The organism is Arthrobacter sp. I3, from assembly GCF_000520575.1.
GTDB lineage: Bacteria > Actinomycetota > Actinomycetes > Actinomycetales > Micrococcaceae > Arthrobacter > Arthrobacter humicola_A.
The window spans coordinates 10,161-29,661 of record NZ_KI914911.1; the positions used below are offsets into that span (position 1 = coordinate 10,161).

The window sequence follows — 19,501 nt, forward strand, 5'->3', positions numbered from 1 at the left end:
GCAGCGCGTTCTCCTGGAAGTAGCGGAAGAAGACGTCCTCGATCGCCTTGGACCCGGCCGGGCCGGCATGGCCGAAGTCCGTGCCGTCCCCGTCATGGACCGAGCGGACCCCGTTGGGCGAGGCCGCCATGTCCACGTTCAGGTTCGCCGCGGTCTGGCCGATCTCGGCCGCACTGAGTTCGTCGACGTAGTGCTGGGACCCGTACAGGCCGTCCTCCTCGCCGCCCCAGAACGCGAACCGGACCCGGTTGGCCGGGGTGATCCCGGCCTCCTTCATCCACCGCGCGGTCTCCAGGACCGCCGCGACCCCGCTGCCGTTGTCATCAATGCCCGGGCCCTCCTGCACGGAGTCCAGATGCGCGCCCACCACCACGGTGTGCCCGGCACTGCCCCCGGTGTCGGCGAGGATGTTAAAGGACTCCACCGTCTTGCCGCGCCGGCCGTCCTCTTTGAACGTGAAGCTCTGCCGCACCGGCGAGTACCCGGCCGCGCGCAGCTGTTCCTCGACGTAGCGGGCCGACTCCTCATACCCCGAGGTCCCCGAGGCCCGGTTCCCGCCGTTGGCATCCGCCACCCGCTGCAGCGCCTGCAGGTGCCCCACCATGTCCCGGGACTTGAACGCCGCCAGCACGGCACGCGCATCCACCGTGCTCGCCGGGGTCAGTTGCGGAACTGCAGCACTCGGAGTGGCGGACTCGGGTGCGGCGGATTGGCTCGTGCCGCCGCCGGATTTGCCCGTGGCGCCACCTGAGGGTGTGCCGGATGGTGTGCCACCGGACGGAATGCCGGCCGACGGGATGCCAGCCGCGACCCCGGAGGTACAGGCCGACGTCGAGAGCAGGACCAGGGCGAGGAGCGAGGGAAATACGTGCTTGCGGAGAGTGATCATGCCGGGAGCCCATCACTAGTCGGTACAAGTTCGCTTGCGCCGGCTCGATCGGTCAGGACGCTCGCCACTGACGCTCCAGTAAGACGCGGCCACCATCGCCCGGCAAATACTCCTATCAGGTCGAACCATTGTCGGCCCCGCGGCTGTAACTTCAATAGCGCCTCGCTGTGAATCTGCTGTGCAATTGGGTTGCATCAACCAAGGACCACCAGACCGGTCCGGTGCTTAACCGGGAGGGGGCGCCGCAGACAGGCTCTGCGGCGCCCCCTCCCGTGGCGGCCCTAACTGGCGGGGGTGGCCGTTAAGCGAGCAGTCCCTCCACATCCGCCGCTTTCGGGTACGCCGTTTGCGTCCCCTTCCTGGTCGCTGCCAAGGCCGCGGCAACGGACGCGAAGGCGGCAGCGGCCGGAAGTGAATCGCCGGCGGCAAGGCGCGCAGCCACGGCCCCGGTGAATGCATCGCCTGCGCCGGTGGTGTCCTTGGCGTCGACCCTGGTGGGTTCAATGCGGGTGATGCGGCCCTCGGCGCCGGCTCCGGAGTCCAGGACGACGGAGCCGTTCGCCCCCAAAGTGACCACAACGCGGTGCAGTCCGCGATCGGCGAACTTGTCCCGGACCGGCGCCCACGCCGCGGTGTCAGCCCCGGCGTCGGGCACGGCGGCGCCGCCCAGGAACAGCGACGCCTCATGCGCGTTCACCAGCAGGATGTCGCAGAGTGCGGCCAAGCTCGCCGGGATCTCGGCGTAGGGCGACAGGTTGAGCAGAACTGTCGCCCCGGCGTCGTGGCCCAAGCGGGCCGCGGCCTCAACGGTGTCCAGACCGACCTCGAGGCACAGGCACATCACGGACGCGCCCTCGAACAATTCGGCGGAAGCGGCAACATCCCCGGGCGCCAGTGTGCCGTTGGCTCCGGCCGAGATGATGATGTTGTTCTCACCGTGGGCGTCGACGGAAATGACGGCGACGCCGGTCGCAGCATCAGGCGTGCGGCGGACGCGGGAAATGTCCACCCCGGCCCCGGCGGTGGAGGCCAGAAGCATGGTCCCGTTGGTGTCGTCGCCCACCGCACCGATCAGCACGACCCGGCTTCCGAGTTTGGCCGCCGCGACCGCCTGGTTGGCGCTCTTGCCGCCGGGATTGACCGCAAAGCCATTCCCGTGCACCGTTTCGCCGGGGAGGGGGAGCCTGTCGCAGTAGATGGTCAGGTCCGCATTCAGTGAACCGACGACGACGATCCGGCCAGAGTCCGGGCGGGTCATTTCGCCTCAGCTTCCAAGGGCTTGGGAATCAGGAGTGAAGCGGCGAAAGCCGCCACGGTGATGATCAGGCCCACCGTGATCGCGGTCAAGTAGGATGCCTGGGCATCGCCCAGTGCAGAAGAGGCCACCAGCGCTGCCGGCAGGACCAGGAAGCTCAGGCCGGCGCCCAGGTTGAACGCGCCGGCGTTCATGCCGGGGAGAAAGCCGGGGTTGCCAGCTGGGGAGAGGACAACGCCAAGGCCGTTCAGCATGATGTTGACCGTACCCGCGTACATGATGCCCAGCAACGCTGTTCCGGCAATCATCATGGGCAGGCTGCTGAGGCCGAAGAAGGCGATGATCGCCAGGGCCACGACGCTGCCGGCCATGCCGATCCGCAAAACTTTGGTGTAGCCGAAAACCGGGGCCAAACGGCCGCTGATGGGTCCGACAACCCAGCCCAGGAGGGCGTAGGGAGTCAGGATGATGAGTGACATTTCGGTCGGTCCCACGCCGAAGCCGGGAGCCGTGGCCTGCACGTAGGCGGGAACGATCCCGTTGATGACCGCGAAGACGCCGGTCATGGTCAGGATTGTGGTCAGCAACGGCGCCCAAGTGGAGCGCTGGCGCAGGTGGGCGGTCTCCACCATGGGCTGCCGGGAGCGCTTTTCCACCGTCCAGAACCCGAAGAAGGCGATCACTGCAACGGCGATGAGGGCAGTCGCCAGTGCGAGGGTGCCGGGGGAGAATCCGCTGACCAGTTTGGAGGCCTCGTTGAGGGCTGTGAGCAGGGCGCCGACCGCGATCACGATGAAGAAGACGCCAGGCCAGTCCATCTTGGTGCCCACCGCCGGCTTGCTCTCACCGGCCAGAACGGCGACCAGGCCCGCCGCCACGACGGCCAGCACCACCATGAGCCAGAAGATGCTGCGGAATCCGTAATGCTCGGCGAAGTAACCGCCGACAAAGGAGTCGACGCCGGCAACCCCGCCGTTGACGGCGGTGATGAGGCCCATGAGGGCACCGTACTTCCGCGGGTCACTGACGGCGGAGCGCAGCATGATCAGGCACAGCGGGACCGTGGGGCCGCTGACGCCCTGGATGATGCGTCCGACGAAGAGCCAGGTGATATCGGGAGCCATGGCCGCGATCACCGAGCCGACAGCCATCATCAACATCATGCCCAGCAGGATCTTCTTGCGCCCCACAATGTCGCTCAGGCGCGGCAGGAAGAGGGAAAACAGTGCTGCCGCGGTGAAGAACCAGGTCTGGGACAGGCCGATCACGGCCTGATCGGTGTGGAGTTCATTGCCCATCGTGACCAGGGCGGGGCTGAGCATCGATGCGTTGAGCTGGAAGGCAATGCAGGCCGTCAACAGGGCCGCCGTGAGTGCAGCGACGCTTCGTCCCGTTGTCTTGGATTCGTGAGTCAGAGTGCTCATGAGTTGGCTCCGTTTCCTGCGCCGATGCTGACGGCGGCGGACGGGTCCACGTCGCCGATGCGCACCAGGGCGTCTGTGACGAGGTTCCAGAACTTCGCGTGATCGAGGTCCACAGCAACAGACGTGTGGCAGTCCTCCGGTGCCGGGGCGCGGAAATCGGCGACGGTCATGCCGAGCGTCAGTTGGCCCTGCAGTTCGATGTTCACGGGGACTTTGCGGGTGGTCATCACCGTGGGATCGATGACGTAGGCCACCGCGCAGGGGTCGTGGACGGGCGGGTAATCGAAGCCCTGGGCGTCCTTGTACGTCTTGGTGAAGAACTCCATCAGCTCCAGCACGAACTGGGCGGGCTTGGTACCCACGGCGGCGATTTTTTCCACGACTTCGGGGGTCGCGAGGGCCTGGTGCGTGAGGTCCAAGCCCACCATGACCACCGGCCACGGCTCGTTGAACACAATATGTGCGGCCTCGGGGTCGATGATGATGTTGAATTCGGAAACGGCGCTCCAGTTGCCTACGTGGTACCCGCCGCCCATGAGCACAACTTCTTTCACGCGCTCCACGATGCGCGGCTCCTTGCGGGCCGCCATGGCAATGTTGGTCAGTCCTGCCGTGGGCACCAGCGTCACAGTGCCAGGCTCGTGCGCCATAACAGTGTCGATGATGAGGTCGACGGCGTGGCGCGGGTCCAGTTCGATGCTGGATTCGGGCTGGGCGGGGCCGTCCATGCCGCTCTCACCGTGGATGTCGGGGGCGGTTTCGATGCTGCGGACCAAGGGCCGATCGCAGCCGGCGGCGAAGGGGACGCCGGTGATGCCGGCAATCGTGCCCACCGACAGGGCGTTGCGGGTGACCCTTTCGAGGGTCTGGTTGCCGACGACCGTTGTGACCGCGAGCAGCTCAATGTACGGATTGCCGTGAGCCAGCAGCATGGCCACGGCGTCGTCATGGCCTGGGTCGCAGTCCAGGATGATCTTCCTGCGTTCCGGTTTCAGGGTGATGAGATCCACGTAAATATCTCCACGTCGTTGGGGGTCCGCCGGGGCGGTGCGATAAAGCGTTCAGAGTGAGTTTGGCACTGTCAAGCGTCAAGCGTCAAGCGCTTAACGTAAGTGACGTCAAGCGCTTGATGTCTTGCGGCAGGTGCGATGCGTCACTCCCGGCTACGATCGAGGTATGGAATCCGGCGAACAAGTACACGAGCTTCGGGGGCGCACCCCGCGCGCCACTGCGGCGATGGTGGCTGCGCGGGCCGGGGTCTCCACCGCAACGGTCTCCCTTGTGGCCAACGGAAAGACCCAGGGGCGGGTCTCGGAGGACAACATTTCGCGGGTCCGGGAAGCCATTGCGGAACTCGGCTATGTGGTGGACAGTATTGGCAGTTCGCTAGCCAAGGGCATCAGTTCGATCGTCATTCTCGTGGCGCCGGACATCTCCAACCCTTTCTTCGCCAACGTCATTGCAGGTGTCCGCGGCGCGCTCGGCGCCGAATACCAGCTGCTGCTCTCCGTCACGGACGCCGGGGAGTTCCCGCGCGTCGACGACGTCCGCAGGCTCCTGGCTTTGCGGCCGGCCGGGCTGCTCGTAGATGCGCCCAGCGAGGAGTTCCTGGAGGATCTTTCCGTCGCTGGGCCTCTCGTTCTGCTGGACGCCCCCGGCTTGGAGTCCTTCGCCCCCTCGGTGAATCTCGACGTCGGACACGGCGCCCGCCTGCTGGCCCGGCACCTGGCGGACGCCGGACACAAACAAGCGGCGTACATGGACAGTGTGACCGGCACGGCGACCTTCGATATCCGGCGGGCGGCATTCCTAGAGGAGTCCGCGGCGCTGGGCATCACCGTGGCCACGGACCATGTCATCGGCACCACCATTGACGTCGGCGCCGCCGCCGGCGCGTTCGCCGCGGCGTGGCCGGATTGGCAGCGGGACGGTGTCACCGCCGTCGTCTGCGCCACCGATACCCATGCCTACGGCGTGCTGCAGGAAGCCAGGGTGGCCGGCGTCCGCATTCCGCAGGAACTGGCCGTGGCAGGCTTCGATGACCTGCCCTATTCGGCCACGTCCAACCCGGGCCTGACCAGCGTCCACCTTCCGGGCGACGCCCTCGGGGCCAGGGCCGGCGAACAGCTCCGCAGGGTCATGGAGGGCAAGGGCTTGGAACAGCACCAGCTGATCCTCCAGGGTTCACTGATGGTCCGCGGTTCCACGGAACCGGCCCGCACCTAGAAAACCGGATTGAGCCCACCCACGAACATCTCACCCGAGGAGTTGTCAGCATGACCAACGCAGACGCCCTGACCATCCACAATGCCCGGATCTTTGACGGACATTCGCCCGAGCTGGCGAGCGGATCCATCCTGTTCCGGGACGGGATCATCCAGGAGACCGGCGACGTCATCCCCGAAGGTGAGGTGATCGACGCCGGCGGCCGCGTCGTGGTGCCAGGGCTCATCGATGCCCACTTTCACGCGTACGCCGTGGGCTTGGGCGGCCTTGAGGTTGAGCGCTCGCTCCTGAGCTACACCGCACTGGTGGGGGCGCGCCGCTTGGGCGCCGCCGTGCGGCGGGGATTCACGACCGTCCGCGATGTGGCCGGCGGGGACAGCGGGCTGTCCCGCGCCATCCGCAGCGGCCTGGTCACGGCTCCGAGATACTACTACACGGGTCCGGCCCTCAGCCAAACCGGTGGCCATGGCGATCCCCGGTCCGCGGATCTGGATGTCTGCTTCGATCACGGTCACATGTGCGCCGTGGTGGACGGGGTGGACAACCTGCGCCGGGCAGTTCGTGATCGGTTCCGCACGGGAAGCCACGCCATCAAGATCATGACTTCCGGAGGCGTGGTCTCCCTGACAGATCCCATCCGGCTGCCGCAGTATTCAGCGGAAGAAGTCCGGGCGGTGGTGGACGAGGCCACCCGCCGCAAGAGTTACGTGGCGGCCCATGCGTATTCACCCGAGGCAATCAGGCATTCCGTGGAAAACGGGGTACGTTCCATAGAACACGGGAACCTCTTGGACCGGGACACGGCGCAGATGATGGCCGAGCACGGGAGCTTCCTCGTGCCGACGCTTGCCGCCTACGACGCCATGAGCCGAAGGGGAGCTGCAATGGGCCTGAACCCCGTTTCCCAGGCCAAGAACGCCGAGGTGCTTGAGGCCGGCAAAATTGCTGTGGAACTGGCCCTGCAGGCCGGAGTCAAGGTGGGCTTCGGATCCGACCTGATGGGGGACCTTGAGGATGATCAGCTTGTCGGCATTCGGCTGCAGATCGAGGCGGCAGGTGTCTTGGAGACGCTGAGATCCCTTACCTCAGTAAACGCAGAGCTCCTTCAGGACCCAAGCATCGGGAGCATCGGCGCTGGAATGGCGGGCGATGCCGTGATTCTGGACGGCGACCCCTTTGTGGACCCGGCAGTTCTCTGGGACCACAACAGGTCGAGGACTGTTATCCACGACGGGCGCATCATTCGGTGACCCTGGAGATGCCCGGGCGGGCTCAGGAGGGCCGGCGTTAGGGGAGCTCGCGGGGCAGAAATCTCGTTGTTTCTTAAAGCAATACAACTGTTGACTAGTGAGCAACTTCACAGTTACAGTTGCGAAACCGAAAAGCCGCCGGAAGGCGGACTCGAGATCTCCAGGTGGAATGGATGGCGCGCGCGAACCGCGGCTGTCGCTTCTCCTTCTCTCTTCACTTCTTCTCCTTCACTGCGCCACACGCAGTCACACGCACCGCACCCCCCTACGCCCGCAATCCTGCACGCCCTCTTTTGGCGTGCCCGCGTCCATGAGAGGCACTTCCCCCATGACAGCATTCCGTTCCACTCCCTTTGACCGCAGGCAGCTCCTCAAAGCGGCAGCGCTGACGCCATTTGCGGGTCTGGCGCTCTCCGGCTGCGCGGCGAAGCCCGCCGAAAGTGCCGCTGCCAACAAGACGGTGACCGTCACGTCCTATGGTGGCTCGTACAACGACCAGCTGACCCAGACAATCCTGGACCCGTTCTCCAAGCAGTCGGGGATCCAGACGACGCTGCTGGCCAACACCTCCCTGGCCGCTCTGAAGGCCCAGGTCCAGTCCGGCGACGTGCAGTGGGACCTCGTGGAAATCACGGCGCCGGAGTATGAGGTGGCCGTGGCCGAGGGGCTGTTAGAGAAGTTCGACTACGACATCATCAGCGACAAGGGCCTGCCCGGATACGCGAAGGCTGAATACGGCATCAAGTACCTGAGCTTCCTGTTTGTCATGGCGTGGGACCAGAAGGTCATTTCCGACGCTCAGGCCCCGAAAGACTGGGCCCAATTCTTCGACCAGGGCAAGTACAACACCAAGCGCTCGGTGTACAACCAGCTCTCCGACAGCTCCGTCCTGGAAGCCGCGCTGCTGGCCGACGGTGTCCCGTTCGACAAGATCTACCCGCTCGACGTCGACCGGGCCCTGAAGGTTCTGGGCCAGCACCCGGGAAAGGACCGGCTGCTGTACCACGCCGCCAACCAGGAGCCCATCCAGCAGCTCACCTCCGGCGAGGTCTCACTCTCCACCAGCTTCAACAACCGCATTAACGCAGCCCGCAACGACGGCGCGAAACTGAACTTCTCCGCCGAAAACGCCGTCCTTGCCGGCGACTACTTCGTGGTTCCGAAGGGCGCCAAGAACAAGGAAGCGGCCTTCAAGCTGATGAACTTCATGTCCAACGACGCCGAGGCCGGCGCGGCGTTCGACAAGGTCACCAACCTGACCCTGGCCAACACCCCGGCGCTGTCCAAGCTGCCGAAGGAAATCGCCGACACGCTTCCCACCAGCCCCCGGCTCGCGGACAAGATCCTGGTCCGCGACGACAAGTGGTGGTCGCAGAACCTGAAGAAGACCGAGCAGCAGTTCAAGCTCTGGCAGGCCAGCTGACATGAGCAACGCAATTCTCGAGCGGCCCCGGCCGCGGGGCCGCGGTGCGCCTGCCTCCGCCGAGGCACCACCACGACGGCGGCGCAGCGGCTGGTGGCTGCTGCTGGCTCCGATCCTTGCCTTCGACGTCGTGCTGTTCCTGACGCCGCTGGGCAAACTGGTCGGCGCAAGCTTCACCGACAATGCCTACCAGCGGGTCCTTGAGGACCCGCTGGTGGTGCGCGCCCTGGTCAACACCCTGACCATCAGCCTGGCCAGCACCATTGTCACCGTGGTGCTGGGCTACATCATCGCCATGGTGCTGTGGCGGGCCGGCAACGTCACCCGGGTGATCCTGTTCGCCGTCGTACTCCTGCCGTTCTGGACCGGCATCCTGGTGAAGAACTTCGCCTGGGCCGTCCTGCTGCAGGACAACGGCATTGTGAACGCCTTCCTGCAGGGAATCGGGCTGACCGGTGCGCCGGTCCCGTTGCTGCACAACCGGTTCGCCGTGATCGTCGGCATGGTGCACTGCCTCCTGCCGTATGCGGTGTTCCCGATCTTCTCCTCGCTGACATCGATCGATGACCGGCTGGGGCTCGCGGCCCGCTCCCTTGGCGCGCGGGAAGGATCCGTCTTCCGCACGATCACGCTGCCGCTGAGCATGCCCGGCATTTCCGCGGCCGGGCTGCTGGTCTTCATCATCAGCACAGGTTTCTTCATCACCCCGGTGGTGATGGGCGGGCCCGGCGACATGATGATCGCCAACCAGATCGACTACTACGCCCGACAGCTGACGGACTTTTCCGGGGCCGCTGCGCTGGCCGTCATCCTGACGGTCATGGTCAGCATCCTCGTGGCCGTCTACCAGCGCGTCCTCAAGGCAGGAGGCCAACATGAAGACAACTAATCCGCAGCACCGGATGCTGGCGCTGCTTTCCATCCCGGCCTTCCTGTTCCTCGTCATTCCGACGGCGATTGTGGTGCCGGTCGCGCTGAACGACAGCCGCTACATCACCTTCCCGCCGGAGGGAATCTCCTTCGCCGCCGTGGCCGGATTCTTCGCCGACCGGGCCTGGACCTCCGCACTGACGGCCAGCCTGCAGTCGGCGGCGATCGCCGTCGTGATCGGCGTGCTGCTGGGCGCCACCGCGGCGATCGGCCTGCACGGGCGCAAGTTTCCCGGCCAGCCCGCCGTGGTGGGTCTGATTCTCGCGCCGATGATCGTGCCGACCGTGGTGCTGGCGCTGGCGTTCTACCAGTTCTTCATCTCGATCGGCATGGTGGGCAGCATCGTCCCCATCGGCCTAGCGCACGCCGTGATCGCGACCCCCTATGTGTACCTGACCACCCGCGCCAGCCTCGCCGGGCTCAACCCGGCCCTGGTCCGGTCGGCGCAGAGCCTCGGGGCCGGACCGCTCTCCGTCCTGCGGCACGTGTATCTGCCCATCATCCTGCCCGGCCTGATCTCCGGGGCGCTCTTCGCGTTCTCGGTCTCCATCGATGAGACGGTGATGTCCCTGTTCATGCAGTCCCCGGGGGCCACCACCTTGCCGGTGAAGATGTTCACGGATATCCAGTTCAACCTGACCCCGAAGATCGCGGTGTCCTCCGCCCTGCTGGTCAGCGTCGCCACCATCGGGCTGCTGCTCCAGGTCTTGTTTGTCCTCAAGCGCCGCTCTTCAACCCGGATGCTGCCGCTGGCCGTGTCCGCACAAACGTAAGGAAAGTCGATGACCGCATCAGTGATTTCCGCGGGGCCCATTCCCGGCACGGGCAGGGCCGCCCAGGGCGCCATTGAGCTCCGCCAGGTCAGCAAGCACTACGGCGACGTCGTTGCCGTGGACGAACTGGACCTGACAGTCCAGCCGGGGGAGTTCGTGACCCTCCTGGGCCCCAGCGGCTCCGGCAAGACGACCACCATGATGATGGTGGCGGGATTTGAAGAACACACCGCCGGAGCCATCCTCATTGACGGCAAACCCGTGGACACGCTGCCGCCCCGGGACCGCAATCTCGGTGTGGTGTTTCAGAACTACGCCCTGTTCCCGCACATGAGCGCGCTGGAAAACGTGGAGTTTGCGCTGCGCATGAGGAAGGTGCCGCGCGCGGAACGCCGCCAGCGCGCCGAGGAAGCCCTCGACCGTGTGGGACTGGGCAAGATGGGCGGGCGCAAGCCGCGCCAGCTCTCGGGCGGACAGCAGCAGCGGGTGGCGCTGGCCCGGGCACTGGTCTTCAACCCGGCGGCCCTGCTGCTGGATGAGCCGATGGCAGCCCTGGACAAGCGCCTTCGCGAGCAGATGCAGGAGGAGATCAAGACCCTGCAGAAGGGCCTGGGTATCTCCGTGCTGTTCGTGACCCATGACCAGGACGAGGCCATGGCCATGTCGGACCGGATCGTGGTGATGCGGGACGGGAAGATCGTGCAGTCCGGCCCGCCGGAGGAGGTGTACAACCACCCCATGACCGACTGGGTGGCCAGCTTCCTGGGCGACACGAACCTCATCCCGTGCACCGTCGTGGAGCGCAACGGCGAGGAAGCCGTGGTGGACCTCGGCGGACTGGGGATGGCAAAGGTCCGGGACCGCGGGGCAAGCGGTGAGAACTACGCCGTCTCCGTCCGCCCGGAGCACCTCAAGTTCAGGACACGGGCTACGGCGGGCAACGGATGCGCCGCGTCCCTGGTGTCCTCCACGAATCTTGGCGCCACGGTCCGCCACCGCCTCACGGCCGGCGGCCACGACCTCCAGCTCCGTGAGCTGAGCTCCGACAGTGTCGCCCGGATCCGGCCGGATGAGGAGCTGTGGGTGGGCTGGGACGCGGACAAGGCCCAGCTGCTGGTCCTGGAGTCCTGACCGCGGGATGCTGTAACGGCCGGGCCGGTTCCGGCACCCCTCCGCGGGACATGCCCTCCTCCGGCGCCCAGGGATGGACATATGCCCACTATGTCCATCCCTGAGCCGCGCCGGGGGACAAGTCCATTCTGATAACGGGGCATGTGCACTGCTGAGCGCCGGCAGGGGGCATGCCCTCGGTCGGACACGTTGACTCTGGCCGGTAGTACTCAGCCGAACTCTTTGATGAAGTCCAGGGCGGTTTGGGCGACCTCAGGCCAGCCGTGATCGATCGTGAGAGAGTGGCCGCGGTCCGGCAGCTCCTTGATTGCCGTGTGCGCCGAATTTCTTTTTTGACGCTTGTAGGACGCATTGGCGATGGCCCACGGCACTGTGTGGTCTTTCTCCCCGGAGATGATCAGCAACGGACCCCGATCCGGATTCTTCGTGTCGACCTTGGCCTCGGTGAACGGGTTGAGGTTTGCGGTTGCAGCCTGGAACAGAGGCACGCCAGAGGCCGCGACATGAAAGGTGTCAAACAATTGACGGGCTTCGTCCTCGTCCAGGGCATTGGCCCAGCCGAAACGGAACTCGTCAAAAGTCAGAGACACTGCACGCTTGGCGTTGGCGGGATTCGCGATCACAGGCGCTGCTGACTTTAAGGCTGAGGCCGGCAGCGGCAGGACTCCCCGGAATGGTGCGGGGTCGATCGCCACCGTGACTGCGGAGGCTCCGGTTCCGGCGATCCTCTGGGCGATGAGTCCGCCGAAGGAATGCCCCACGACAGCGGGCTTGATGGTGAGCCGGCCAATCGCGTCGAGGTAGTGGTCCGTGACTTGCCTGACCATCTTCTTGGCAAAGACCTCCGGGTCGCGTCTTGCCTCATCGACGCTTTCGGGATCATCGGGCCACGTGGGGGCGAGCGTGGTGTAGCCGTTTTCCTCATACAGGGCCCGCCACCGGTCCCAACTGCTGGACAGGAGCCATAGTCCGTGGACGAAGACGACGGGTTTGAGGCCGGAAGCGTTCGCCCGGTCCACCTGCTGTTGCTCGAGGTTGGTCATATCAGCCATGGCGCTCATCCGTTCGCGTGTGCATCGCGGGCCGTCGGTGGGGGACGCGGGGACGTCCTCCCGCAGGCACGAGTATGCCTGCGGGCCATGGCGAAGGCAATGCCTTTGCTGAATGCCGGCACGGGCTGCGGGCCGCATGGGGCAGGTCCGTGGCCGGTCGGCGACGCGGAGTGCAGCCATGGTCTGCGGTCCGCCACGCGCACCGGGCCCCAAACCCGTGGCTTGTCAGGACCGGCCCTACAATGGTCTCGATGATGCCAGGACATATAGCAGCTGCTGACGGAAAGAACGTGCTGAGCATCAGTGCGGGCATCATCACATCCGTCTGGCAGCCGGGCACTTTTGTTGATGTCGACGATGCCAGGGACGCGATGCTGGCCGTAGCGCAGATCAGCGGCGGAATACCTATGCCGATGCTCTCCGAAATGACGGACGTGGAGATCAGCGCGGCCGCCAGGTACGAGTTCGCGCAGACAACAGGGGTTCTGGCGATTGCCGTGCTTGGATCCAGCACCGTGGATCGTGTGATCGCGGCGGCCATGAGCCGGCACACCCGCTACCCCCACGAATTCTTCACTTCCCGGGACAAGGCCACGGCATGGCTGAGCAACTTTACCTCCAGCGGCCAGTCCGGTGGATACACGGACGGCATATCCGCCCTGGCGTGAGAGTGCCGCCTGCCCCGGTCAGGCCTTGTCCACAGTAAAAGCCGCCCCGGCCTCCTTGACTTGCTGGTTGGTCGCGGCCCAGCTGGCCAGCAGCCGCAGCGCATCTTCCGACGCGGAGCCGGGCTCGGCGTTGTAGACCAGCAGGGACAGCCCGGCGTCGGCGGAGACGTCCATTGCCTCGTACATCAGGTGGAGATCCCCGACCACCGGGTGGTGCAAGTGTTTGAGCCCAGTGTAGTGCTGGCGCACGTTATGCGCCGCCCACAGGGTGCGGAACTCCTCGCTCCGCGTCGATAGTTCCCCGACCAGGTCTGTCAGCCCGCGGTCGTAGGGATCCCGGCCGGCCTCGGTGCGCAGGATCGCGACGGTGTCGCTCGCCGCACGGTCCCAGCCCGGGTAGAAGCTGCGCGATCGCGCGTCCAGGAAGATGAACCGGGCATGGTTGGCCGGGCGGGCCGGACCCGCGTACATGTCCGAATACAGGGCATGGCCCAGCGGGTTGGCCGCAAGGATGTCCATGCGTCCGTTCCGCACAAAGGCGGGCGCGTTGGCGATGGCGTTCAGCGTCAGCTGAACGCTGCGCCGGACGGACTCGGCGGGACGGGGACGACGGCGGGTCCGGCTGCCCGGGGCCGCTGCCCTGGCCAGATCGAAGAGGTGGGCCCGTTCGGCGTCGTCGAGTTGGAGGGCCCTGGCCACAGCATCCAGAACTCCCTCCGAAACGCCCGACAGGTTTCCCCGCTCCAGCCTCGTGTAGTACTCGACGCTGACGCCGGCCAGCATGGCGACTTCCCCGCGGCGGAGTCCGGGGACCCGGCGTTTCGCGCCGTAGATCGGCAATCCCGACTCTTCGGGGGTGATCTTGGCCCGGCGCGAGGCAAGGAACTCGCGGGTCGCCTCTCGATTGTCCATGCCATCAACGTTAGGCCTTTGGGCTCTCTGAGGGAGGCCCTGCCAGTACCCCTATCAGCAGGGACTCCCTCCCGGCTGCGTTACCGGGTTTGATGGATGGTGTTCCGTTGAACAACCCCCAACGATCAACACGCAGGAGATTCATTGATTACCGTCAACGCTTACGCATCACCGTCCGCGACCGGGCCGCTCGCCCTCACCACCATCGAGCGCCGCGACGTGGGACCCCACGATGTCCTGATCGAGATCAAGTACGCCGGGATCTGCCATTCCGATATCCACACTGTCCGCGGCGACTGGGGCCCGCAGACCTATCCGCTGGTTCCGGGCCATGAAATTGCCGGCATTGTCACCGAGGTGGGCACGGCCGTGACCAAGCACGCCGTCGGTGACCGGGTCGGCGTCGGCTGCATGGTCAATTCCTGCGGTGAGTGCGTCAACTGCCAGGCCGGCGAGGAGCAGTACTGCCTCGCCGGGAACACCGGCACCTATGGCGCCGTCGACCGTGATGGCACCATCACCCAGGGCGGCTACTCCACCCACGTCGTTGTGACCGAAGATTTCGTGGTCACCATTCCCGAGGGCATCGAGCTCGACGTCGCCGCGCCGCTGCTTTGCGCCGGCATCACCACCTACTCGCCGCTGAACCACTGGGGCGCGGGTCCCGGCAAGAAGGTCGCGATCGTCGGCCTCGGCGGACTGGGCCACATGGCCGTCAAGATCGCCCACGCCATGGGCGCCGAGGTCACGGTCCTCTCGCAGTCGCTGAAGAAGCAGGAAGACGGGCTGAAGCTGGGCGCGGACCACTACTACGCCACGAGCGACGAGAACACTTTCACGGACCTTGCCGGCACTTTTGACCTAATCATCAACACGGTCAGTGCCGCGATCGACATCAGCTCCTACCTGCAGCTGCTGACCCTCGACGGCGCACTGGTCAACGTCGGCGCCCCCGCGGAACCGCTCCCGGTGAACGCGTTCGCCCTGATCATGGGCCGCCGTTCCTTCGCCGGTTCGATGATCGGCGGCATCCGCGAAACCCAGGAAATGCTCAACTTCTGCGCCGAGCACGGCCTGGGCGCCGAAATCGAGGTCATCCCAGCCGCGAAGATCAACGACGCCTACGAGCGCGTCCTGGCCTCCGACGTCCGCTACCGCTTCGTGATCGACACCGCGACCCTGAACTAGGACGCAGCGCACGAAGGACCCTGGGATTGGACGGACGCGGCCTCCCGTCGCGCCCGCCACCCGACAAAACACCCTGGGAGGAAATGACAGTGGAAATCCAAGCCAGGAAGCCAAGCGTCAAAGGGCCGGCGCAGATGTTCACCGGCGACGTCTGGTTTGACGTCCTCGCGGCCCCGCAGCCCGAACCGTCCCGCATGCGCGTCAACGCGGTGCACTTTGCCCCGTGCGCCCGCACGGCCTGGCACTCGCACGCCGTCGGACAGACCCTGCACGTCACCGAAGGTGTCGGCCTGGTCCAGGCCCGCGGCGGCGAAGTGACCGAAATCCGCCCCGGCGACACGATCTACACGCCGCCGGGCGAATGGCACTGGCACGGGGCCGCGCCGGACCATTTCATGACCCACCTCGCGATGTGGGAAGCGCCAGCAGAGGGCGCGGAGTCCGAGTGGGGTGACCTCGTGACCGACGAGGAATACAACGGCGCCAAGTAGCACGACCGCCAGGCAGTTAGCACGGCTGCGCTAAAACATCCGGCGCTGCCGGTGCGGGGCCAGCCCGGGGGACTGGCCCCGCACCGGCATGCCGGGCACAGCGTGGGCTATTGCCCCGGGGCCCGGTACGACGGCGTCTTCTTGGCTGCCGCGTCGAGATCCTCTGCTGACATGAGCGGTTTCATGTGCAGGTTCACGGCGCCGGTGGAATTGATCATCAGTGACAGGGCGACGGCGTCGGCCTGGTCGGGGATATCGAAGACTCCGACAACGTCGGTCTCCCCGAAAGCGTAGTAGAAGCTTTCCAGTGAGCCGTCCACCGATTTGAGGGCTTCGACAACGGCATCACGCCGTTTGGTGCCGCCCTCACGCATGAGTCCCTTGATTCCGTCGCCGACGTAGTTCGCTTCGAACAGATATTTGCTCATCGTTTTTCCTATCCTGTGTTCGCCCAGGACATCGGCATCCGAACGTGTGCCCGCTCCCAACGATGGAAGGTCCGAGGCTGGCCCCAGAGTGGGGGTCTGCCCACATGCTAGGCCTTCCACTTCACCCTTACAACGGTTCATTTGCGGCCACAACCGGGCTCCGGGCGGTCCGGGACTACCGCCGGCCGGAGGACAGGAACATAATCGGCGTATCAACCCGTACGGACAATGGAGGCGATCGACGTGTCTGTTTATACGCTCGGAATCTGGCTGGTGCATCCCGGCCGCGAGAACGATTTTGTGCAGGCCTGGCGGGATCTGGCCAGGAAGACGAAGGAAGACTTTCCCAACGCCAAAGCCGTGCTGATGCACGATCGCGACGTCAAGAACAGGTTCATCAGCACCGGCCCGTGGGAGTCCCTGGAACAGATTGAGCAGTGGCGGGATTCTGCCCTGTTCAAGCAGGGCCTCGAGGCAATGAAGGACATGCTGGAGCATTTCGAGGCGCGCACCCTGGACGAGGCCGCGAGCATCGGGTGGGATGCGACCGATATGTGAATTTACCGGGAACCGGCTCGCCGCCGGCTGCGCGGCGCGCGTTCCCGCCGGCTAAGCGGCGTGCAGCGCCTCGAGTACGGCGGCCAACAGGACATCGTTCCGGCCCCAGACGGGATCGAAGATTTCCACGTACCAGGCATCCGCCAGGACCAGGGCCAAGGTCTCGTTGGTCTCGGCTGCCCAGTCCCTGAGCTGGTCCTCCCCAACGGGCCCCTCGCTGCTGCCGAGCAAGGTCGCGACGTCGTCGTCCTGTACGGTCACCGGGATGGAGACGCTGCTCGCCTCACCGGGGTCGTGGACGACCGTCACCAGGCCGGTCCGTGCGGACAGGGCCAGGAGTGCCGTCGCCGCCTCCGGGCCGCAGAAGGCCGTCACGTAGGCGCGCTGCGCGAGGCCCCCGGCCTGAACGCCCGGCTGCGATTCCTTGGTGAAGAGCCCGTTGCGGTTCAGCCGGGCGAGCTCTCCGGCGATGGCCGCGGTCTCCTCGTCGAACCCGGGCGCGAAGACTCCCGGCTGGTATTGGCTGTTGCCCTCCAGCCAACGGGCGGTCAGTTCGCCTGCCGCCGGGATGGTGGAGGCCTGCCGCCAGACTTCGCGGTCCGCGAGAAGCCGGCCGAAGCTGTCCCGTTCCGTCGTGAACCTGGCCTCTGACATTTAGGCCTCCTGTGCTGTGGGGTGCGGGGTGGACTGCGCCGTGAGATGTGGGGTGGGGTGCGCCTGCGGGGCGTGGTGCTGCAGGAGGACGGACAACCGTTCGCAGCTGATCCGCAGCGCCTCCAGTTCACGCCGGCTGTAGTCCTCGATGATCGCACGGATCCGCTCGGTGAGGTGCTCGTCGTCGACCTCGAACTCGTGGTTCAGCGTGACCACGGAGAGCCCGTCCGCCGGCCGGATCTCCCAGTCGCCGCCGAGCTCCCGGAACGGGGGCTCGAGGTCCAGCTGGTGGAACTGGGCGCGGTGGCTGGCGGTGTCAAAGACGCGCCAGCAGTGGCTTGAACTGAGTGAGCCGTTGGACACCACGGACGTGCGCAGCTCGTGGCCGGCGTCGTCGCCGCTGATGCGCTCCGAGTACACCGTCAGGCCCTCGAGGTAGGGCCAGTGTGAGGCGTCGCGCAGCATGCTGAAGACAAGGTCCGCCGGGGCGTTGATGCCGAGCCGGTGCGTGGTCCGGTGCGTTTGCTGGTGCGTGCTCACTGACACGTTCACCCCTCCCGTGTCGTGCTGTCACCTTGCAGGTCTTCTATGCAGGCTAGGCCAGTTGCGGCCTGCCGTGAACAATTCCGTCCCGTCGCGTCACGCAGGGCAATCTTCGGTAACACAGGGCGTCCGCAGGCAGCGTCCGCGGACGCCGGATGAACGGGTATTACCGCCTGTATCCCTTGGTTTCACCCGGTTTCACGGCGCTTTGACCGGCTCTCCCGGGCCCCGGATAGTTGCTGGCACCAGCACCATTTCAGTCCACTCTCAAGGGGAGAACATGTCCAGTCTTTCGTTTAAATCAGGCGCCGCGGTCGCGTTGGCGGCCACCACTGTCCTGGGTCTGGCGGCCTGCTCCGATCCCGGCGCCGCTGCTGCCGGCGGCCCGTCGGCGGCGCCGTCGTCGTCCACCGGGGTGAAGCAGTTCAACCTCTCGCCGCAGCAGGACCGCGTCAAGGCCACGGTGGATGCCGCGGCCGCCGCGCTCGTCCCGGAAGCCGTTAAGAAGGACGGGAAACTGACCGTGGCGGTGAGCCCGTTTGCGGCGCCGCTGGCCGTTTACGCCACCGACAACAAGACCCCGGTGGGCAACGAGGTGGATATCGCCGTCGCTCTGGCCGAATCCCTGGGCCTGGAGGCAGACATTGTCCCGACGGCCTGGGCCGACTGGCCGCTCGGCGTCGACTCCGGCAAGTACGAGGCTGTGCTGTCCAACGTCACCGTCACGGAGGAGCGCAAGCTCAAGTTCGACTTCGCCAGCTACCGTGAAGACAAGCTCGGCTTCTATGCCAAGGCGGACAGCAGCGTCACCAAGGTCGAATCGGCCCCGGACGTCGCCGGCAAGCGCGTGATCGTCGGTTCCGGCACCAACCAGGAGGCAATCCTGCTGCGCTGGGATGAGGAGAACAAGAAAAACGGCCTCAAGCCCGTGGAGTTCCAGTATTACGACGACGACTCCGCCTCCCAGCTCGCCATCCAGTCCGGACGGGCGGACCTGACGTTCGGCCCCAACGCCACGGCGGCCTACAAGGCGGCCTCCGACGCCAAGACAAAGCTCGTCGGCCTGGTCGACGGCGGCTGGCCGCTGAAGGCCAGCATCGCCGTCACCACCAAGAAGGACAACGGGTTTGCCGCAGCGGCCCAGGCCGGACTGAACCACCTGATCCAGGACGGAAGCTACGCCAAGATCCTGGACCGCTGGGGGTTGTCCGCGGAAGCCGTCGCGAAGTCGGAGCTGAACCCGGCGGGCCTGCCGAAGAAGTAGCCCGCCCGCGTTGGTTGAATGAACGGTACCGAAAGCCAACGAATCCCCGCCGGGAACGTCTCCGGCGGGGATTCGTTGTGGCTGTCTGGTGACCCAGCGGAGATCGTCTAGGCCTGTGCCGTGACGGAACCTGAATCGATGCCGACCCCGACGCTGGCACCTGTGCGGGCCGGGGTGGCCAGGCCGAGGTTCTCCCGCAGCGTGCTGCCCGCGTACTCCGTGGGGTACACGCCGCGCTCCTGCAGTTCCGGCACGAGGTGGTTGACGATGTCGTCGAGGCCGGACGGGATCAGCCACGGCGAGATGTTGAAGCCGTCGACGGCGCCGGTCCGGGCATACTCGCTGAGCCGGTCCGCGACCTCGGTGTACGAGCCGGTGAAGGTGGAGTCGCCCCGGCTGGTCTTGGCCGAGACGAATTGGCGGATGGACAGGCCCTTCTCCG

General features: G+C 65.9%; 20 protein-coding genes and 1 pseudogene. 11 read left to right on the forward strand and 10 right to left on the reverse strand.

Features of this window, described 5'->3' with window-relative positions:
- From Y706_RS23925 to Y706_RS0106335, 4 genes are all read right to left on the reverse strand, one after another.
- The coding region (locus Y706_RS23925; protein WP_052355021.1) for a M20/M25/M40 family metallo-hydrolase at window positions 1-889 on the reverse strand (889 nt) is incomplete at its 3' end.
- A gap of 301 nt (window positions 890-1,190) precedes the next feature.
- Window positions 1,191-2,147, reverse strand: a complete 957-nt coding sequence (locus tag Y706_RS0106325; RefSeq protein WP_028275930.1) for a ribokinase — start codon at window positions 2,145-2,147, stop codon at window positions 1,191-1,193.
- Window positions 2,144-3,568 (reverse strand): uridine transporter UriT, encoded by a 1,425-nt coding sequence (locus tag Y706_RS0106330; RefSeq protein ID WP_028275931.1) that lies wholly within the window; start codon window positions 3,566-3,568, stop codon window positions 2,144-2,146. The genes Y706_RS0106325 and Y706_RS0106330 overlap by 4 nt, the downstream gene beginning before the upstream one ends.
- On the reverse strand, window positions 3,565-4,578 hold the full coding sequence (locus Y706_RS0106335; RefSeq protein WP_253906705.1) for a uridine-preferring nucleoside hydrolase UriH: 1,014 nt from the start codon (window positions 4,576-4,578) through the stop codon (window positions 3,565-3,567). Before Y706_RS0106335 ends, Y706_RS0106330 begins: the two co-directional genes overlap by 4 nt.
- Window positions 4,579-4,744: 166 nt before the next feature.
- Between Y706_RS0106335 and Y706_RS0106340 the strand changes: the two genes are divergently transcribed.
- The 6 genes from Y706_RS0106340 to Y706_RS0106365 all read left to right on the forward strand — a co-directional run bounded on the left by Y706_RS0106340 (window position 4,745) and on the right by Y706_RS0106365 (window position 11,301).
- On the forward strand, window positions 4,745-5,794 hold the full coding sequence (locus Y706_RS0106340; protein ID WP_028275933.1) for a LacI family DNA-binding transcriptional regulator: 1,050 nt from the start codon (window positions 4,745-4,747) through the stop codon (window positions 5,792-5,794).
- Window positions 5,795-5,844: 50 nt separating this feature from the next.
- Window positions 5,845-7,044 (forward strand): metal-dependent hydrolase family protein, encoded by a 1,200-nt coding sequence (locus Y706_RS23930; RefSeq protein ID WP_043435114.1) that lies wholly within the window; start codon window positions 5,845-5,847, stop codon window positions 7,042-7,044.
- Between the two features lie 328 nt (window positions 7,045-7,372).
- Entirely contained in the window at window positions 7,373-8,467 is a 1,095-nt protein-coding gene (locus Y706_RS0106350) for an extracellular solute-binding protein (protein WP_028275934.1), read from the forward strand.
- Window position 8,468: 1 nt separating this feature from the next.
- Window positions 8,469-9,356, forward strand: a complete 888-nt coding sequence (locus tag Y706_RS0106355) for an ABC transporter permease (RefSeq protein WP_028275935.1) — start codon at window positions 8,469-8,471, stop codon at window positions 9,354-9,356.
- Entirely contained in the window at window positions 9,343-10,170 is an 828-nt protein-coding gene (locus Y706_RS0106360; RefSeq protein WP_028275936.1) for an ABC transporter permease, read from the forward strand. Before Y706_RS0106355 ends, Y706_RS0106360 begins: the two co-directional genes overlap by 14 nt.
- 9 nt (window positions 10,171-10,179) lie before the next feature.
- Window positions 10,180-11,301 carry an ABC transporter ATP-binding protein gene (locus Y706_RS0106365; RefSeq protein ID WP_028275937.1) on the forward strand — a complete coding sequence of 374 codons (1,122 nt, stop codon included), beginning with the start codon at window positions 10,180-10,182 and terminating at the stop codon, window positions 11,299-11,301.
- A gap of 209 nt (window positions 11,302-11,510) precedes the next feature.
- Here Y706_RS0106365 and Y706_RS0106370 read toward each other — a convergent pair whose 3' ends face one another.
- Window positions 11,511-12,353, reverse strand: a complete 843-nt coding sequence (locus tag Y706_RS0106370; RefSeq protein WP_243178264.1) for an alpha/beta hydrolase — start codon at window positions 12,351-12,353, stop codon at window positions 11,511-11,513.
- 251 nt (window positions 12,354-12,604) lie between these two features.
- On the opposite strand from Y706_RS0106370, the gene Y706_RS23935 reads away from it, so the two are divergent.
- Window positions 12,605-13,021 carry a DUF7793 family protein gene (locus Y706_RS23935; RefSeq protein WP_164468552.1) on the forward strand — a complete coding sequence of 139 codons (417 nt, stop codon included), beginning with the start codon at window positions 12,605-12,607 and terminating at the stop codon, window positions 13,019-13,021.
- Window positions 13,022-13,039: 18 nt separating this feature from the next.
- Here the strand turns inward: Y706_RS23935 and Y706_RS0106380 are convergent, their stop codons facing one another.
- Window positions 13,040-13,933, reverse strand: coding sequence for a helix-turn-helix transcriptional regulator (locus Y706_RS0106380; protein ID WP_028275939.1), 894 nt, complete (start codon window positions 13,931-13,933; stop codon window positions 13,040-13,042).
- Between the two features lie 144 nt (window positions 13,934-14,077).
- Here Y706_RS0106380 and Y706_RS0106385 point away from each other — a divergent pair, with 144 nt between their 5' ends.
- A complete protein-coding gene (locus Y706_RS0106385) occupies window positions 14,078-15,121 on the forward strand; it encodes an NAD(P)-dependent alcohol dehydrogenase (RefSeq protein ID WP_028275940.1) in 1,044 nt (347 codons plus the stop codon).
- A gap of 89 nt (window positions 15,122-15,210) precedes the next feature.
- Window positions 15,211-15,612, forward strand: a complete 402-nt coding sequence (locus tag Y706_RS0106390; RefSeq protein ID WP_028275941.1) for a (R)-mandelonitrile lyase — start codon at window positions 15,211-15,213, stop codon at window positions 15,610-15,612.
- Between the two features lie 107 nt (window positions 15,613-15,719).
- Here Y706_RS0106390 and Y706_RS0106395 read toward each other — a convergent pair whose 3' ends face one another.
- Entirely contained in the window at window positions 15,720-16,040 is a 321-nt protein-coding gene (locus Y706_RS0106395; protein WP_028275942.1) for a GYD domain-containing protein, read from the reverse strand.
- Window positions 16,041-16,268: 228 nt separating this feature from the next.
- Here Y706_RS0106395 and Y706_RS0106400 point away from each other — a divergent pair, with 228 nt between their 5' ends.
- Window positions 16,269-16,598, forward strand: a complete 330-nt coding sequence (locus Y706_RS0106400; RefSeq protein ID WP_028275943.1) for an antibiotic biosynthesis monooxygenase family protein — start codon at window positions 16,269-16,271, stop codon at window positions 16,596-16,598.
- A gap of 51 nt (window positions 16,599-16,649) precedes the next feature.
- Here Y706_RS0106400 and Y706_RS0106405 read toward each other — a convergent pair whose 3' ends face one another.
- Together Y706_RS0106405 and Y706_RS0106410 are read right to left on the reverse strand one after the other, a co-directional pair.
- On the reverse strand, window positions 16,650-17,252 hold the full coding sequence (locus tag Y706_RS0106405; protein ID WP_028275944.1) for a DUF6919 domain-containing protein: 603 nt from the start codon (window positions 17,250-17,252) through the stop codon (window positions 16,650-16,652).
- Window positions 17,253-17,792 carry an SRPBCC family protein gene (locus Y706_RS0106410; RefSeq protein ID WP_028275945.1) on the reverse strand — a complete coding sequence of 180 codons (540 nt, stop codon included), beginning with the start codon at window positions 17,790-17,792 and terminating at the stop codon, window positions 17,253-17,255.
- A gap of 283 nt (window positions 17,793-18,075) precedes the next feature.
- Here Y706_RS0106410 and Y706_RS0106415 point away from each other — a divergent pair, with 283 nt between their 5' ends.
- A complete protein-coding gene (locus Y706_RS0106415) occupies window positions 18,076-19,059 on the forward strand; it encodes an ABC transporter substrate-binding protein (RefSeq protein ID WP_028275946.1) in 984 nt (327 codons plus the stop codon).
- Window positions 19,060-19,166: 107 nt separating this feature from the next.
- On the opposite strand, the pseudogene Y706_RS27880 reads toward Y706_RS0106415, so the two are convergent.
- Window positions 19,167-19,501 (reverse strand): annotated as a pseudogene (locus Y706_RS27880) (F420-dependent methylene-tetrahydromethanopterin reductase); the annotation flags it as partial.